Source organism: uncultured Stenotrophomonas sp., from assembly GCF_913778665.1.
Lineage (GTDB): Bacteria > Pseudomonadota > Gammaproteobacteria > Xanthomonadales > Xanthomonadaceae > Stenotrophomonas.
On record NZ_CAJYVQ010000004.1, the window covers coordinates 128638 to 144637 of the forward strand.

17 protein-coding genes are annotated in these 16000 nt (G+C 67.5%); 4 read left to right on the top strand and 13 right to left on the bottom strand.

The annotated features are described in order from the left end of the window. The first annotated feature begins 3 nt into the window (after positions 1-3). Positions 4-450 (top strand): 3-dehydroquinate dehydratase, encoded by a 447-nt coding sequence (locus QZ853_RS05400; RefSeq protein WP_004153636.1) that lies wholly within the window; start codon positions 4-6, stop codon positions 448-450. Between the two features lie 114 nt (positions 451-564). Here the strand turns inward: QZ853_RS05400 and dcp are convergent, their stop codons facing one another. The 3 genes from dcp to arfB all read right to left on the bottom strand — a co-directional run bounded on the left by dcp (position 565) and on the right by arfB (position 3871). Beyond that, on the bottom strand, positions 565-2721 hold the full coding sequence (gene dcp / locus QZ853_RS05405; RefSeq protein WP_295571258.1) for a peptidyl-dipeptidase Dcp: 2157 nt from the start codon (positions 2719-2721) through the stop codon (positions 565-567). A gap of 111 nt (positions 2722-2832) precedes the next feature. Continuing rightward, the gene (locus tag QZ853_RS05410) at positions 2833-3435 is read right to left on the bottom strand and encodes a lysophospholipid acyltransferase family protein (RefSeq protein WP_295571259.1); all 603 of its coding nucleotides are present in this window, start codon (positions 3433-3435) and stop codon (positions 2833-2835) included. Between the two features lie 4 nt (positions 3436-3439). After that, positions 3440-3871, bottom strand: coding sequence for an alternative ribosome rescue aminoacyl-tRNA hydrolase ArfB (gene arfB, locus QZ853_RS05415; protein ID WP_286071976.1), 432 nt, complete (start codon positions 3869-3871; stop codon positions 3440-3442). Positions 3872-4004: 133 nt separating this feature from the next. Between arfB and QZ853_RS05420 the strand changes: the two genes are divergently transcribed. Beyond that, positions 4005-4532, top strand: a complete 528-nt coding sequence (locus tag QZ853_RS05420) for a DUF2059 domain-containing protein (RefSeq protein ID WP_295571260.1) — start codon at positions 4005-4007, stop codon at positions 4530-4532. 77 nt (positions 4533-4609) lie between these two features. Here QZ853_RS05420 and QZ853_RS05425 read toward each other — a convergent pair whose 3' ends face one another. The 4 genes from QZ853_RS05425 to QZ853_RS05440 form a co-directional block, all read right to left on the bottom strand. After that, entirely contained in the window at positions 4610-5353 is a 744-nt protein-coding gene (locus QZ853_RS05425) for a pseudouridine synthase (RefSeq protein ID WP_295571261.1), read from the bottom strand. A gap of 107 nt (positions 5354-5460) precedes the next feature. Then, the gene (locus QZ853_RS05430; protein WP_295571475.1) at positions 5461-6039 is read right to left on the bottom strand and encodes an O-methyltransferase; all 579 of its coding nucleotides are present in this window, start codon (positions 6037-6039) and stop codon (positions 5461-5463) included. A gap of 5 nt (positions 6040-6044) precedes the next feature. Continuing rightward, the gene (ubiB, locus tag QZ853_RS05435; protein ID WP_295571262.1) at positions 6045-7700 is read right to left on the bottom strand and encodes a ubiquinone biosynthesis regulatory protein kinase UbiB; all 1656 of its coding nucleotides are present in this window, start codon (positions 7698-7700) and stop codon (positions 6045-6047) included. Further along, complete coding sequence (locus QZ853_RS05440; RefSeq protein ID WP_295571263.1) at positions 7697-8332, bottom strand: SCP2 sterol-binding domain-containing protein; 636 nt, start codon at positions 8330-8332, stop codon at positions 7697-7699. The genes ubiB and QZ853_RS05440 overlap by 4 nt, the downstream gene beginning before the upstream one ends. Before the next feature lie 432 nt (positions 8333-8764). On the opposite strand from QZ853_RS05440, the gene ddlA reads away from it, so the two are divergent. Further along, entirely contained in the window at positions 8765-9850 is a 1086-nt protein-coding gene (ddlA, locus tag QZ853_RS05445; protein ID WP_295571264.1) for a D-alanine--D-alanine ligase, read from the top strand. A 93-nt stretch (positions 9851-9943) separates the two neighbouring features. Here the strand turns inward: ddlA and QZ853_RS05450 are convergent, their stop codons facing one another. The 3 genes from QZ853_RS05450 to oleC all read right to left on the bottom strand — a co-directional run bounded on the left by QZ853_RS05450 (position 9944) and on the right by oleC (position 12829). Then, a complete protein-coding gene (locus QZ853_RS05450; RefSeq protein WP_049429804.1) occupies positions 9944-10099 on the bottom strand; it encodes a DUF1328 domain-containing protein in 156 nt (51 codons plus the stop codon). An 82-nt stretch (positions 10100-10181) separates the two neighbouring features. After that, entirely contained in the window at positions 10182-11174 is a 993-nt protein-coding gene (gene oleD, locus QZ853_RS05455) for a 2-alkyl-3-oxoalkanoate reductase (RefSeq protein WP_295571265.1), read from the bottom strand. After that, entirely contained in the window at positions 11171-12829 is a 1659-nt protein-coding gene (gene oleC / locus QZ853_RS05460; protein WP_295571266.1) for an olefin beta-lactone synthetase, read from the bottom strand. The genes oleD and oleC overlap by 4 nt, the downstream gene beginning before the upstream one ends. Positions 12830-12933: 104 nt before the next feature. Between oleC and QZ853_RS05465 the strand changes: the two genes are divergently transcribed. Continuing rightward, positions 12934-13365: a YkgJ family cysteine cluster protein gene (locus QZ853_RS05465; RefSeq protein WP_197584005.1), complete on the top strand. Its 432-nt coding sequence runs from the start codon at positions 12934-12936 to the stop codon at positions 13363-13365. 71 nt (positions 13366-13436) lie between these two features. Here the strand turns inward: QZ853_RS05465 and QZ853_RS05470 are convergent, their stop codons facing one another. The 3 genes from QZ853_RS05470 to QZ853_RS05480 all read right to left on the bottom strand — a co-directional run bounded on the left by QZ853_RS05470 (position 13437) and on the right by QZ853_RS05480 (position 15905). Further along, on the bottom strand, positions 13437-14327 hold the full coding sequence (locus QZ853_RS05470; RefSeq protein WP_295571267.1) for an alpha/beta fold hydrolase: 891 nt from the start codon (positions 14325-14327) through the stop codon (positions 13437-13439). 140 nt (positions 14328-14467) lie between these two features. Continuing rightward, entirely contained in the window at positions 14468-15484 is a 1017-nt protein-coding gene (locus tag QZ853_RS05475; protein WP_008264841.1) for a 3-oxoacyl-ACP synthase III, read from the bottom strand. Between the two features lie 103 nt (positions 15485-15587). After that, positions 15588-15905 (bottom strand): DUF4156 domain-containing protein, encoded by a 318-nt coding sequence (locus QZ853_RS05480; protein WP_005407628.1) that lies wholly within the window; start codon positions 15903-15905, stop codon positions 15588-15590. Between the last annotated feature and the right edge of the window lie 95 nt (positions 15906-16000).

Genomic DNA, 16000 nt, shown 5'->3' on the forward strand with positions numbered 1-16000 from the left:
GCCATGTCGATCTTCATCATCCGTGGCCCGGAAGCCGCCGGCGCGTTGATCCGTACCGCCATGCCACTGCCGGCGCCGGTGCTGAAGTCGCTGGTGCATCGTGCGATCGATGCCGGCACCAGCGTGGCGATCCGTGCCTGTGGGTCGGAGCAGGAGCTGCTGGACGCACTGCGCGTGGCCGACCACAGCCGCGGCGAGGTGACGTTGCTTGATCCAGGTGCGTGCGCCAACAGCCTTCGCCTGCAGCGGCTGCTGCCCTATCTGCACAACGCCTACGTGGAAGTGCATGACGACGGCGCCGTGGCCGAGCCGTGCCTGCCAGCCGGTGTCGGCCAGCGCCTGGGCATTGCGGCCGGGTATGGTGCGCAGAGCTACGTGCTGGCGCTGGATATCGCGCTGGATCACCTCGGGTTGGCCGAGCAGGCGAACCGGGTGCACGTGGGCACGTAGCGCTGTTCGCAGAGTCGAGCCATGCTCGACTGGCTCTTCGTGGAAAGGCTGCCGAGCACGGCTCGACGCTACATAACGAAAAACGGCGGGGTTGCCCCCGCCGTTCTGCTCTTCTTATTTCAGCCCGCGGAACTTCAGCAGCGGTTCCACCGACGGGTCCTTGCCGCGGAAATCGCGGTACAGGGTCGACAGCTCCACGCTGTTGCCGCGCGAAAGGATCTTGTCGCGGAATTCCTGGCCGTTGGCGGCGGTCAGGCCGCCGTGTTCGGTGAACCACTGGTAGGCGTCATGATCCAGCACTTCGGCCCAGAAGTAGGCGTAGTAACCGGCCGAGTAACCGCCACCCCAGATGTGGTCGAAGTAAGTGGTGCGGTAACGCGGCGGCACCTGCGGCAGATCGACCTTGAACTTCTTCAGCGCGCTGGCTTCAAAGGCGCCGACATCCTGCAGCGGCGCGTCGGCCTTCTGCGTGTGCCAGGCCAGGTCCAGCAGTGCGGCCGACAGATACTCGGTGGTCGCATAGCCCTGGTTGAAGCTGCGTGCCTTGAGGATCTTGTCGACCAGTTCCTGCGGCATCGCTTCGCCGGTCTTGTAGTGCTTGGCGTAGTTGGCGAACACCTTCGGGTCCAGCGCCCAGTGCTCGTTGAACTGCGACGGGAATTCGACGAAATCGCGCGAGGTGGCGGTGCCGGCGATCGACGGGTACTTCACGTTCGAGAACATGCCGTGCAGTGCATGGCCGAACTCATGGAACATGGTGGTGACGTCGTCGAAGCTGATCAGCGCAGGCTGGCCGGCGGCCGGCTTGGTGAAGTTGCAGACGTTGTAGACCACCGGCTTGGCACCGGTCAGGCCGTCCTGCTCCACGAACACGTCCATCCAGGCGCCGCCGGACTTGCTGTCACGCTTGAAGTAGTCGGTGTAGAACAGCGCCAGCGAGGTGCCGTCCTTGTCGAACACTTCGTACACCTTCATGTCCGGATTGTAGGTCGGAATGTCGGTGCGCGGCTTGAAGGTGATGCCGTACAGCTGGGTAGCGGCGTAGAAGACGCCGTTCTGCAGCACGTTGTCCAGCTCGAAGTACGGCTTGACCTGCGATTCGTCCAGATCGTACTTGGCCTTGCGCACCTGTTCGGCGTAGAAGTCCCAGTCCGAGGCGGCAACCTGGAAGCCACCCTTCTGCGCGTCGATCACCTTCTGGATCTCGCCGGCTTCGGCGCGAGCCTTGGCGGTGGCCGCCGGCACGGTATCAGTCAGCAGCTTCAACGCGGCAGCCGGGGTCTTGGCCATCTGGTCGCCCAGCTGGTAGTCGGCGAAAGTGTCGAAACCCAGCAGCTTGGCCTTCTGCGCACGCAGCTGGGCCAGGCGCTGCACGGTCTGCCGGGTGTCGTTGGCATCGCCGCGCTCGGCGCGGGTTTCCGAAGCCTTCAGCACGGCAGCGCGCTGGTCGCGGTCGCTCAGCGAACCCAGCACCGGCTGCTGGGTGGTGTTCTGCAGCGGCAGCAGGAACTTGCCATCCAGCTTGCGGTCCTTCGCGGCGGCCGCAGCGTTGTTGATCGCATCCTCGTCCAGGCCGGCCAGCTTGGCCTTGTCGTCGACGACCACGGCGGCCGCGGCGGTGGCTGCCACCAGGCGGGTGTGGAACTGGGTGGAGAGGGTGGTCTCTTCCACGTTGAGCTTGCGCAGCGAGGCCTTGTCGGCGTCGGACAGCTGCGCGCCAGCGCGCACCAGGCCGTCGTAGTAATGCTCGACCAGGCGCTTCTGCACCGGATCCAGTTCCAGCGTGTCGCGCTGGTCATAGATCGACTTCACGCGCGCGAACAGCTTCGGATCGAGATTGATCTCGTCCTGGTGCGCAGCCAGCTTCGGCGCCACTTCCTCCTGGATCTTCTGGCGCGCGTCGTTGGTATCGGCCTGGACCAGGCCGAAGAAGATGCGCGACACGCGGTTCAGGGTCTCGCCGCTGCGCTCCATCGCCACGATGGTGTTGTCGAAGGTGGCCGGCTCGCTGCTGTCGGCGATCTTGCGCACGTCGGCCAGGTGCTGGCGCATGCCTTCTTCGAACGCCGGCAGGTAGTCGCTGTCCTTGATCTTGTCGAACTGCGGCGCCTGGAACGGCAGCGTGCTGGCGCTCAGCAGCGGATTGGTGGAGGCTTCGGCTGGCTGCTGGGCCGGGGCTTTCTGGGCATCGGACACGGGGGTGGACTCCTTGCCGGAACAGGCCGCCAGCGCCAGGCTGATGGCGGCGGCCAGGACTACGGTACGCGACATGTAAAACGCTCCTTGGGCAGACGGTACGGAATACCAGCCCTCCACCCTACTCCTGTCGCGCACGCCCGGCATGTGCCGGACGTGGCGTCTATGCGGCGGCCTGTGGCCGGCTCAGACCGTACCGCGGGTCTTGCCGATCCAGGGCCGGTAGAACTCACGGATGGCCGCCATGTCGGCGGCATCATCGCCGCTGGGCGTGAACAGCGGACCGATGCCGATGGTCTTTTCCGGGTAGTGGAAATACGCGGTCAGGATCGGCACGTCGGCCATCCGCGCGATCTTCAGGAAGCCGGCCTTCCACTCCTTCACCGCCTTGCGGGTGCCCTCGGGGGTGATGGCGAACCACATTTTCTCGTTGTTGCGCAGCAGGTCCACGGCCTGGCCCACCGTGCCCTGCGGCGAGCTGCGGTCCAGTGGGATCACGCCCAGCTTGTGCAGCAGCGGGCCCAGCGGCCACCAGAACAGTGAGGCCTTGCCCAGTACCTTCACCTTCATGCCCAGCGCGATCTTGGCCGCCATGCCCCACAGGCCGTCCCAGTTGGACGAGTGCGGCGCGATGATGAACACCAGGCGGGGAATGTCAGGCAGGGTGCCGGTCACCTTCCAGCCGCCCATGCGCAGGGTGCAGCGCGCCAGCCAGCGCAGGAAGGCGTTGGGTTTGACCTGCGGCATCTGCGGCGGCACGGCCGGCAGCAACGAAATCGGCTTGTTCAAGCAATCACTCCCAGTCACGTGATGAGCGCCCGCGCTTGATCTGCGCGCGCCCGCGTTTGGCGTCCAGACGACGCAGTTTCGACCCGAGGCTCGGCTTGGTCGCCTTGCGTGGTTTGGGCACGCTCAGCCCGGCCTGGATGAAGGCCGCCAGCCGCTCGCGCGCATCCTCGCGATTGCGATCCTGGGTCCGGAAACGTTGCGCGTCGATGACCAGCACGCCTTCGCTGGTCATGCGCCGGTCACGCCGCGCCAGCAGGCGCTCGCGCAACGGGTCGGGCAACGAGGGCGAGTTGGCCACGTCGAACCGCAGTTCCACCGCGGTGGAGACCTTGTTGACGTTCTGGCCACCGGCGCCACTGGCACGCACGAACCGCTCGACGATCTCGCCGTCGGGGATCTCAAGCTGCGCGCTGATGATGACCGGTCCACTGCCCATCCGCGCATTGTAGCGGCAGCCACGCGGCGGAGTGGGCATCGCGCACCGTATGCCGCCGATCAGGTGCCGAACACGCCGCCTTCGCCTCGGCTGCGGGTATGCTGGCCGTCCCATGTACCGCAGGAAGCTTCGCATGACCCGCTTCGCACCCGCCCTGCCGTCCCTGCTGCGCCGCGCTGCCCTGCTGCTGGCGCTGGCCGTGGCCAGTGTCCCCGCCCTGGCCGCGCCGCCGACCGACGGCGACATCAACCGCCTGCTCTCGGCCTCGCGCGCGCAGAGCATGATCGACACCATGCTGCCGCAGATCGAGGCGATGCAGCAGCAGCAGTTCCAGCAGGTGGCCGCCCAGCGCCAGCTCAACGCCCAGCAGCAGGAACAGCTGAAGCGGATCCAGGCACGGACCAGCCAGACCCTGCGCCAGGCCCTGTCGTGGCAGCAGCTGAGGCCGATGTACGTGGACCTGTACAAGAAGACGTTCAGCAAGGAAGACGTGCTGGCGATGGCCGAGTTCTACGAGAGCTCGGCCGGCCAGAGCCTGCTGGACAAGACCCCGGCGCTGATGCAGAACGTAATGGTGGCGATCCAGGCGCGCATGCAGCCGCTGTTTGCCGATCTGCAGAAGGACCTGGAAGCGATCGTCAACGAGCCGGAAAAGAAGTGAGGTAGCGCCGGCCGCTGGCCGGCAATCCTGGAACAACCGGAATCGGGCGGATGCCGGCCCGCGGCCGGCACCACCGTCTACAGGCCCTGGTTCCAGCCAAACAGGTCCAGCGCCTTCTGGAACTCGCGGTCCAGCGGCGCACTTACATCCACCATGCCGCCATCGGGATGCGGGAAACGCAGGCGCTCGGCGTGCAGCAGCATGCGGTGCACGCCCTGCATGCGGAAGATGCGGTTGTGGCGGCCATCGCCGTGGCTGGTATCGCCGATCATGTGGTGCGACAGGTGCTTGAGGTGGCGCCGGATCTGACGGAAGCGTCCGGTCTGCGGCTGGCAGCGCAGCAGCGCATAACGCGAACTGCTGAATTCGCCGATCGGCACCGACAGTTCGCCGGTGGCCAGGCGCTGGAAGTCGGTGATCGCCGGCTTCTTCACCGGCTTGCCGGGGCCGCCATCCAGGTCATGGTCGACCCGCCAGGAACATTCAGCCGGCCAGCCGCGGCACACCGTCAGGTAGTCCTTCAGCACTTCGCCGCCCATCAGCGCCTTGCCCAGCGTGCTGGCGGAGTCACGGTCGAAGGCCAGCAGCAGGCAGCCGCTGGTCGCGCGGTCCAGGCGATGCACGAGGAAGACAGGTCGGCCCAGCTGCTCGCGCAGGCGGTCGGCCAGGAAATCGTCTTCGCCACGGGCCAGCTTGCTGTCGTGGACCATCAGCCCGGCCGGCTTGTTGACCACCGCGAGGCGTTCGTCCAGGTACAGCAGCTGCAGGGGCGCGGTGTCGGTCTCGACCGCGGCGAGGGGGGTATCGGGTTCGGTGCTCACCACGGGATTATAAAGGCCTGCCTTCTGTAGAGCCGAGCCCACGCTCGGCTGCTCCGCGCGACCGGCAACAGCGTGCCAACCAAGGGTGGCACCTGCCTGCAAAGCCGTCAGGCGTTGCGCACGGCCAGCAGTTCGCCGTTGCCCACCGGCACCAGGCTGGTGCTGAAGCTCTCGTCGGCGGCCAGCAGCGCACGCAGCGGTTCCATCTGCGCGGCATGCGAAGTGGCGTTGTCCACCACCAGCAGGCCACCCGGGCGCAGCACGCGGCGCAGCTGCGGCCACCAACCGGCGTACTGTTCACGGTCCGAATCGAGGAACAGCAGGTCGACGCTGGCATCGACGGCCCGCGCCAGCCACGACCCTGCATCGCCGTGGACCAGGGTGATGCACTGCTCCAGGCCGCTGCGTGCGAAGGTGGCACGCGCCATCGCCGCCTTGTCCTCGGCGAACTCCAGCGTGGTCACATGGCCATCGATGGCAGCGGCGGCCTCGGCCAGCCACAGCGTTGAATAGCCGTTGGAGGTGCCGATTTCCAGCACCTGGCGCGCCTGCCCGAAACGCACCAGTACCGACAGGAACGCACCGGTGTCCGGCGTGATGTTGAGCATGCGCCGGCCGCGCTCGGTCTCGCGCGCGTCGTTGTCGGCGCCGAAGCGAGCCAGCTCGTCCTTGAGTGCCTGCAGCACGGCGGCTACTTCCACCACGCGCGCGCCAGCGCCACCGCGCCGATCGCACCGGACAACCAGCTCCACATCGGCAGGTCGCCCCAGTACCAGCCCGGCGGCTGCAGCACGTACATCGACGCCGCAATGGCCAGCAGGCCGACCCCGGTGATCGCGCCGACCGCGCGCTTCTGCAGCCGCTGCACACTGGCATCGAGCGCGACCAGATCGCGCGAACGCATTGCCAGTTCATGGCGACCTTCCACCTGCTGGGTCAGCCAGGCGTGTACCAGGCGCGGCATGTCCGGCGCGTGGGTCATGATTTCCGGCAGCCGCTTGCCGATCTCGCGCACCACGCGGCGCGGGCTGTAGCGCTCGCGCAGGATCCTGGCCAGCACCGGCTTGGCCACTGCCCAGATGTCGATCTGCGGGTCCAGCTGGCGGCCGACGCCTTCGATGTTCAGCAGGGTCTTCTGCAGCAGGATCAGCTGTGGCTGCAACGTCAGCTGGTAGCGCTGCGCCACGCGGAACAGCTTCATCAGCACTTCCGCCAGCGAGATCTGCGACAGCGGCCGGGTGAAGTACGGCTCGCACACCGAGCGCACCGCCGCTTCCAGATCATCGATGCGCACGTGGTCGGGCATCCAGCGCGCCTGCACGTGCAGTTCGGCGATGCGGCGATAGTCGCGGTTGAAGATGGCCATGAAGTTCTCGGCCAGGTAGTACTGATCTTCCTGCGAGAGCTGGCCCATGATGCCGAAGTCCAGCGCGATGAAGCGCGGGTTGGCGCGGCGTGCCGGATCGGTATCGACCCAGATGTTGCCGGCGTGCGCATCGGCATGGAAGAAGTTGTCGCGGAACACCTGGGTGTAGAACACCCGCACGCCCTTGGCGGCCAGCGCCTTGCGGTCGATGCCGGCCTTGTCCAGCGCGGCGATGTCATCGGACGGAATGCCCCACACGCGCTCCAGGGTCAGCGCGCGCTCGGCGGTATGGCTCCAGATCACTTCCGGCACGTACAGGTCGTCGGAGTTCTCCCAGAAGCGGCGCAGCACGCTGGCATTGGCGCCTTCGCGCTGCAGGTCCAGCTCGGCGGCCAGGGTGTTCTCCACTTCTGCCACCACTTCGCGCGGGCGGATCTTGTCGGCGCGCGGGTGGGTGCGCTCGACCAGGGCGGCCAGCGAATTGAGCAGGGCGATGTCGGCGCCGATCTGCTTCTCGATGCCCGGGCGCAGCACCTTGACCACCACCTGGCGGCCATCGGCCAGCGTGGCCGCGTGGACCTGCGCGATCGAGGCCGAGGCCAACGGTTCGGTGTCGAAGCTGGCAAACGCTTCGCTGACCGGCAGGCCGAGCGCTTCCTCGACGATGGCACGCGCGGTCTCGCCATCGAACGGCTTGACCCGGTCCTGCAGCAGGGTCAGTTCGTTCGCTACATCCGTCGGCACCAGGTCGCGGCGGGTGGACAGGATCTGGCCGAACTTGACGAAGATCGGGCCCAGGTCCTGCAACGCCAGGCGCAGGCGTGCGCCACGCGATTGCACGGCGATGTCGGCCGAGGCGCGCGGCACGAACGGCTTGGCCAGGCGCAGCCAGCGTTCGGCGGGCGTGCCCTGCAGCAGGTCATCGAGGCGATAACGCAGGATCACCCGGCCGATGCGGCTGGCCCGCAGCACGGCCTTCATGCGGCACCCCGCAGGCGCTGCACGCGCGCATCGAGGCGTTCGACGTCATCGCGCAGCACATCCACGTCATCGTGGAAGGCATCCAGCTCAGCGCGCGGCACGACGTCGCGCGACTCTTCGGTGATGAACTCGGCGGCACTGTGGGCAAGATCGATTGCGCCCTGGCGTGCATGCTGCAGCGCGCTGCGCAGGGTATTGGCGACCTGCACGCCCAGCACTTCGCCAAACACGCTGACGAACGGCTGCTGCCAGTCGGGATCGAAGCCCTTGGCCAGCTGCTGCAGGCGGCGCGCCAGTTCGGCATCGCCCGCCACGCGCACGCGGCCCTTGTCGTTGCTGTCGGCGCGGCGGGCGTTGGCCAGCAGCGGCAACTGCGCCAGCACACCGGCCAGGCTGCTGCGCACGGCCAGGTCGGCTTCCTGCGCGTCCACCGGGCCGACCCGCAGCTGATCGCCGTCCACGCTGATGCGCATCGCCAGCGGCGGCGCTTCCAGGGTCAGGTCGATATGCCGACCGTCGAGCCCGGCCAGTGCATGGCGGGTATCCGGATCCAGCGCCAGTGCGCGGTTCAGGGCGATCTGCAGGGCGCGGCCGGCGACCGGCTTGAGGGACTTGAGCAGGGAAAGAGCCATGTGCGCATTCTACCTGCGTGGGTGGGGGGCTTGGGCCGGGCTGCCGCCCGGCACCCGCAGAGGCAACGGCAGAGGCAACGGCAACAGCAATAGCCGAAGCAACTGCAACAACCGGCATTCCGTGGGTTGGCGGGATGGGTCCGGTTGCGGGGGACGCCGTAAACCCGTCCGTGGGGGCTTGGCCGCGGCATCCATGCCGCGGACACCCCCGCAACCGGACCCACCCCGCCTTCGACAGGTTCCCGCGATCTGTGGGGCGACAGGGGTCGGATCCCGTTGCTGCGCAACGGGCTCTGACCCCTGTTGATGGGCCATGAGGACGATAGATCCACGCCATGCGTGGATGGATGGTTGGTTCATCCGCGCCTCACCTGAGCCGCAATGGAAGGTTCATGCTGTACGGCCACGCAACGCACAGGACACCGCAACTCCATGGCGCGGACCCGGGTCGGCATCATCTTCGGGGGCACCTCCTCCGAGCACGAAGTTTCGCTGCAGTCGGCGAAGAACATCCTCGACGCCCTCGACCGCGACCGCTTCGAGCCGGTGCTGATCGGCATCGACAAGCAGGGCCAGTGGCACCTGAGCCAGCCCGGCACTTTCCTGCTCAACGCCGATGACCCGGCGCGCATCGCCCTGCACCGCTCCGGCACCTCGCTGTCGGTGTATCCCGGTGCCGAGCAGGCGCCCCTGCGCCCTTCCGACGCGAGCGCCGCGCTTGGCCAGATCGATGTGGTGCTGCCGATCGTGCACGGGCCACTGGGCGAGGACGGTACGCTGCAGGGCTTGCTGCGGATGGCGAACCTGCCGTTCGTCGGTTCCTCGGTGCTGGGTTCGGCGATGGCGATGGACAAGGATGTAGCCAAGCGCCTGCTGCGCGACGCCGGCCTGCAGGTCGCGCCGTGGCTGTGCCTGCGTCGCCACCAGGCGGCCACGGTCGATGTCGAGGCGATCATCGCCCAGCTCGGCCTGCCACTGTTCGTGAAGCCGGCCAACCAGGGGTCGTCGGTGGGCGTCAGCAAGGTCAAGGATGCGGACGGCTTTGCGGCCGCGCTGGAACTGGCGCTGCGCTACGACCACAAGGTACTGGTCGAATCAGCCGTTGTGGGGCGCGAGATCGAGTGTGCGGTGCTGGGCAACGCGCAGCCACAGGCCAGCGTGTGTGGCGAAGTGGTGCTGCACGACGAGTTCTATGCCTACGACACCAAGTACATCAACGCCGATGGCGCCGACGTGGTGGTGCCGGCCGACATCGATGGCGACACCCAGGCGAGCATCCAGCAGGTGGCGCTGCAGGCCTACCAAGTGCTGGAATGCGCCGGCATGGCGCGGGTGGATGTGTTCCTCACCGGCAGCGGCGGGATCGTCATCAACGAGATAAACACGCTGCCCGGTTTCACCCGCATCAGCATGTACCCGAAACTGTGGGGTGCCAGTGGCGTGGACTACGCCACGCTGATCATGAGGCTGATTGAACTGGCGCTGGAGCGCCATGCGGCGGATCGGGCGCTTCTGTAGAGTCGAGCCATGCTCGACTCTACAGAAGGTGTGCCTACCAGGCACCTGCCCAGCGAGGGCCTGCCGGTCGGTGACCGGCACGCCCTGCGGTTTCTATCCGCGCTTGCGGAACATCGAGATCACCGCCAGCACCAGGAAGATCACGAACAGGATCCAGGCGATGTTGCTGGCAGCACCGGCGATGCCGGAGAAGCCGAGCACGGCGGCGATGATGGCGATGACAAAGAAAATGACGGCGTAATGCAGCATGGCGCTCCTCGCAGATGTCCGGGCCGTTGGATGGCGTGGGTCCATCCTCCCGATCTGGCGGTGTGCAACCGGTGATGGCGATCTATGCGGCAGATGAAGCCTTCAGCCTGCGCAGCCCTTCTTCGATGCTGACCTGGGGCACATAGCCGAAGTCGCGGCGCGCCGGTTCCATGCTGTACCAGTGCGGCGTGCACAGCTGCTCGGCCAGGAAACGGGTCAGCGGTGGCTCGCCACGCAGGCGCAGCAGCGGCCACAGGCGCTCGCAGATCGCGCCGATGCGGTAGGCGGTCCTGAAGCTGATCGCCTTGTCCACGGCCGGCGCACCGACGGCGGCCAGCAGCTTGTTGACCAGTTCGCGCATCGGCAGCGGTTCGCCGTTGGAAATGAAGTAGGCCTTGCCCGCACACGCGGCCCCCGGCGCCAATGCCTCGAAAGCGAGAAAGTGTGCGAGCGCGGCGTTGTCGATGTAGGTGGTATCCACCTTGTTGTTGCCATCGCCCACCAGGCGCAGGCGGCCCTGCCGTGCACGTTCGGCCAGGCGCGGCACCAGCTGCTGGTCGCCCGGGCCCCAGATCAGGCGCGGGCGCAGCGCCACCGTCGCCAGCGAGGCGTCGTTGGCGGCCAGCACACGCTGTTCGGCAATCGCCTTGGTCGCCGCATACGGTGCCTGGAAGTCCTCGCCGTACGGCACCTGGTCGGCGCCGAGACCTTCCACCGGATGAGTGGCACGGTGGGTCACGCTGGGCGTGGAGGTATAGACCAGCCGGTTGATGCCGTGCGCGCGGCAGGCGGCAATGACGTTGTCGGTGCCGACCACGTTGGCCTGGTGGTAGCTGTCATAGCTGCCCCAGGCACCGGCCTTGGCGCCGTTGTGGAACACCGCATCGACGCCGGCCACCGCATGCAGCACCGCCTGCGGATCGGCCAGGTCGCCACGGATCTGCCCCACGCCCATCGCCTGCAGTTCCGGGTAATGGCTGCGGTTGAACGCCAGCACCTGGTGACCACGCTCGACCAGCCCGCGGCACAGCGCTTGGCCAAGGAACCCCCCACCACCGGTAACCAGGATTTTCATGCGCGCTTCTCCAGTTCGGCGCTGGCCCAGACGGCGAGCTTCTCGCGGCCGATCTTGGCGTTGTGACGGATATCGACGGGGAAGGCCGGGTGAACCAGGAAGTGCTGCAGGCCGGCTTCGGGCATGCGCGCTGCGGCATGCGCACGCAGCGCTTCCTGCAGTGCCGGGCTGCCGGACTGGCCACGCTGCAGTTCCACACACAGCACCGGCACCTGCGCACCCGCCACACCGACGCCGACCAGCGCGGTGCGCGCCACGCCTGCAACGGTGTTGAACACCGGCTCGACCTGTTCGGTGTACAGCGGCCCGCGCGCAGTCTCCACGCGCTGCGTCTTGCGCCCGCAGAACCACAGGCGGCCCTGCGCATCGAAGTAGCCCACATCGCCCATGCGATGCACCACGCGGGTGCTGCCATCGGCCAGGGTCTCGCTGATCTTCGCTGCGGCCGTGGCCTGCGGGCGATTGAAGTAACTGTCGGTGGCCGTCGGTCCGGCCACGGTGATCTCGCCGACCTCGCCGGTGGGCAGGACGCGCGCCTGCGACCAGTCGGCCAGCGGCGCGTCATCGATGGCGATGATGCGGACCTCGTTCGGTGCCACCACGCTGCCCACGCAGGTACCGGCACCGGCCTCGGTGGCGGCGCGCGTGCGCTCCAGTTCGCGCCCCTCGACCACCGCCACCGGCAGGCACTCGGTGGCGCCATAGGGCGTCCAGAACTGCGCGTCGGCGGGTAGCAGGCTGCGGATGGTGGCGACCACGTCAGGCGGCACCGGTGCCCCGGCCGAGGTCACCCGGGTCACCGTCGGCAGCGGCTGGCCATGCTTCGCCAGCACCCGCATCAGCGCCGGCGAGCCGAACAGCTGGGTCACGCCGAAACGGCGGATGGCATCATGCAGGCGCGCCGGATCGGCCTGTGCCGGCCGCGTCGGATCCATGTCCGGAATGACCGAGGTCAGCCCCAGCGCGGGATCGAACAGCGCGAATGGCGGGAAGGTCGGCAGGTCCACCCCACCCGCTTCCATGCCGAACGCGCTGCCCAGCAACTGGATTTGGCCGACGAAATGGCGATGGCGGTACACCACGCCCTTGGGTACGCCGGTGGAGCCGCTGGTAAACAGGATCGCGGCCATGTCCTCGCCGTCGGTGTCGGCCAGCATCGCACCGCGGTTGGCGCCGGCACGCTCCAGCGCGGCGAGGGTGGTACCGCCCCAGCCGAGGCGGCGACCGACGGTGACCAGGCGCGCCGCCGACGGCGCCCAGCGCAGCACCAGCCGCGCCACATGCGCCAGCGGGATGCCGATGAAGGCCTCCGGCTGCGCCTCGTCCAGGCACTGTTTCAGCGCGCGCTTGTCGATGCCTGGATCAACCAGCACCGGTACCGCGCCCAGCTTGAACAGCGCGAACATCAGCAGGAAGAACTCCGGCGACGGCCGCACCATCACCACCGTGCGCACCCCACGACCGATCCCGTAGCCGGCAAGGCCGGCGGCCATGGCGTCGCTGCGGGCATCCAGCTGGCGGTAATCCAGGGTCACATCATAGGCTGCCATGCTGTTGCCGGCGCCCCGGCGGCCGGGACAGCGGATGGCGATCTGGTGGGGGCGTTCACGCGCCAGTTCAGGCAGGCGCGCGGCAATGTTGCAGGGTCGGTTCATCCGTTCATTGTCGCCGCTTACGGAATTTCTTGCGCGGCGGTCCACTTCGTGGAAAATCCGCTGCCTCGTCCCCGATTCCAACTGCCGCCCGAGGCGGCTTGCCCATGCAACATCCCTGCATGACCTGCGGCGCCTGCTGCACCCAATACCGCGTGGCCTTCCACTGGATGGAATCAGACGAGGTCACCCCTGGCGGCGTGCCGCACCAGCTGACCGAGGTGCTCGACCCGCACCGCCTGTGCATGCGCGGCACCCACGCCAAGCCGGTGCGCTGCGTGGCGCTGGATGCGCAGATCGGGGTGTATTCACGCTGCACCATCCATCCCAACCGGCCCAGCGTGTGCCGCGAGGTGGACGCGTCGTGGGAGTACGGCAAGGCCAGCCCGCAGTGCGACAAGGCGCGCATCGCCTATGGCCTGGACCCGCTGACCTTGGCCGACTGGCGCTGGCGCGATGAAGCCGGCAACGACGATGGCCACCCGGACGACAACGGCAACAGCCCCTCATCGCCACCACAGGCACCGATCGCGGCGTAGCGGTAGTGCCGGCCGCCGGCCGGCAACCTCATGAATCCGGCCGGTGTGCCGACCGTTGGCCGGCACGCCCCTCAGATCGGGTTGGCGTCCAGGAAGGCGCGGATCTGCGGCACCAGCACTTCGTGCTTGTCTTCCAGCACATAGTGGCCGGCATCCTCGAAGGCATGCACCTGGGCCCGCGGCAGCGCGGCCTGGAAGCCCTTCAGGAAATGATGGTCGAACACGAAGTCGCGCAGGCCCCAGCCGAGAAAGGCCGGGCGGTCGGCGAACGACGGCAGTGCCTTGCCGGCACGCTCCAGCAACGACCACGCCTTGTCGGCCGGCGACAGCGGGATGTCCTGCATGAAGCGGATGGTACTGATGCGGTTGGCGTAGCTGTTGTACGGCGACACGTAGGCGCGGCGAACGTCGGCCGGCATCCTCCGCTCCACGCCCAGCCACGAGGCGCCGGACGAGAACGCGTTGAAGGTGCGGATGATCCACTCACCGATCTTCCAGTGGCGGCCCAGCGCAATCTGCCACGGCATCTTCTTCGCGGCCGGCATCGGGAAGGCGGCGGTATTGAGCACCACCAGGCGCTTGACCTGCGCGTGGTGCGACAGCGCCCAGCCGAAGCCGATCATGCCGCCCCAGTCGTGCACGGCCAGGGTCACCGGGCCGGTGATGCCCAGGTGCTTCAGCAGCGCATCCAGATCGTCCACGCGCGACTGCAGCGTGTACTCGTAGCGGCTGTCATCGGGCTTGTCCGACAGGCCCATGCCGATGTGGTCCGGCACGATGCAGCGGTACGTGTCCGACAGGCCGGCCACCAGCGTGCGCCAGTAATAGCTCCACGACGGATTGCCGTGCACCATCACCACCACCTCGCCATCGCGCGGGCCCTCGTCGAGATAACTCATCGACAGGCCGGGACGGACCTCGAAGCGCTGCGGGTGGGCGGGGTAACCGGGAAGATCGCGCATGCGGAGCACCTAGTGAGAATCGCGGCGCGGCGTAGCGCCGAGCCATGCTCGGCGGCTCTCCGGTCAGGCCGCGGAAAAACCGCGCAGTGCGCGTGAGCCGAGCATGGCTCGGCTCTACAGGAGATCGGGCAGCGGGCTGCTTACCAGACCACTTCAGCCATCGAGCAGTTCAGGCCCGAGCCAATACCGAGCAGCGCGATGCGATCGCCCTTTTTCAGCTTGCCCAGCTGCTTGAGCTTGCTCAGCACGATCGGCACCGAGGCCGGACCGATGTTGCCGTGCTCACCGAAGATGGTCATGACCTTCTTCGGGTCGATGCCGAAGTTCTTGATGAACGCGGCGGTGTGCGGCTGGCTGACCTGGTGGATCACGAACTGGTCCAGCTCTTCCACCGCCCAGCCCAAGGCGATCTTGGCAGCGGTGAAGGTCTTCTGCGCCAGCTTGATGCCTTCGATCAGCAGCAGGCGTGTGTCGGTGACCATGCGGTCCAGGTTGCCCAGGCACAGCTGGTTCCACTCGGTGGCCGAGCGGGTCACGCCGCCCTTGTACCGCGGGGCGTCCGGCACCAGTTCCGAGCGCGCCATCACCATCGCGGCAGCACCCGAACCGGTGGTCAGCGCGGCCAGCTCGTTGCGGAAATCGTCGGCGGTGACGTCCGGGGCGGTCATGCGCTCCAGGGTCTTCTCGTACACCAGGTTGGCGGTCTCGCCATCGACCACCAGCGCGTAGTCGATGTCACCGCGCTCGATCATGCGCGCGGCGATATCCATGCCGTTGATGAAGGCCAGGCAGGCATTGGCAACGTCGAAGGTCATGCACTCGTCGCTGACGCCGAGGTTGCCCGAGACGATCGATGCCGTGGACGGCTCCAGATAGTCGCGGCTGACCGAGGTGTTGACCAGCAGGCCGACCTGCGTCGCTTCGATGCCTGCGTCTTCCAGCGCCTTGCGGCCGGCCATGGTGGCGGCATCGGAGGCGAGCACGCCGTTATCCCACAGGCGGCGGGCGTGGATGCCGGCGATATCGCCGAGCACATCGGTGCGGATACCCAGGCGGTCCAACGTCGGCTGCAGCCGCTCGTTGATTTCCTTGGTCGTCAGCGTATGCGGCGCGTCGACGTGTGCCAGGCCGGCGATCGAGACATTCTTGAAGAGCATCGAGGTTAGCGCCAAGGCTCAGGCAAAAGGGGGCGCTATTCTATAACCCCCGGGGCCTTCACCGCATCTTTACGAATTCAGCCTTGGCCGTATGGTGAAGCGTTCAGCGCGGCGGGCACTGGAACGCGGCAAAGCGCTGGCTGCCATCGGCGGGGGCCGCAGCGGCCTGCACGGCGTTGGCGCCGGCGCTGGGGGCCTCGTTGCGGGCCAGGGTTTCCAGCTCTTCCTGCACACGCAGCGGGTTGCGGTTGTAGAAGCCGACCTTGCTCTTCACGGTGACCACCACTTCGCCCTTGGCGATGCAGCCGGCCGGAACCGGGCCTGCCGGCAGCACGCGGGTCGCCTTGCCGGCCGGTTCGATCGGCACCCAGGTGCAGGCGGTGACGGTGAGCAGCAGGGAGGAAAGCAGCAGAACGCGCATGGGCAGATCCTGGAAGGGTATGGGGGGATTCTGCCTGAACAGCCTGAATCGGGGGTAGCCGGAGCGGGGTCGGATCCCCCGGTAGGGCCGGGCCA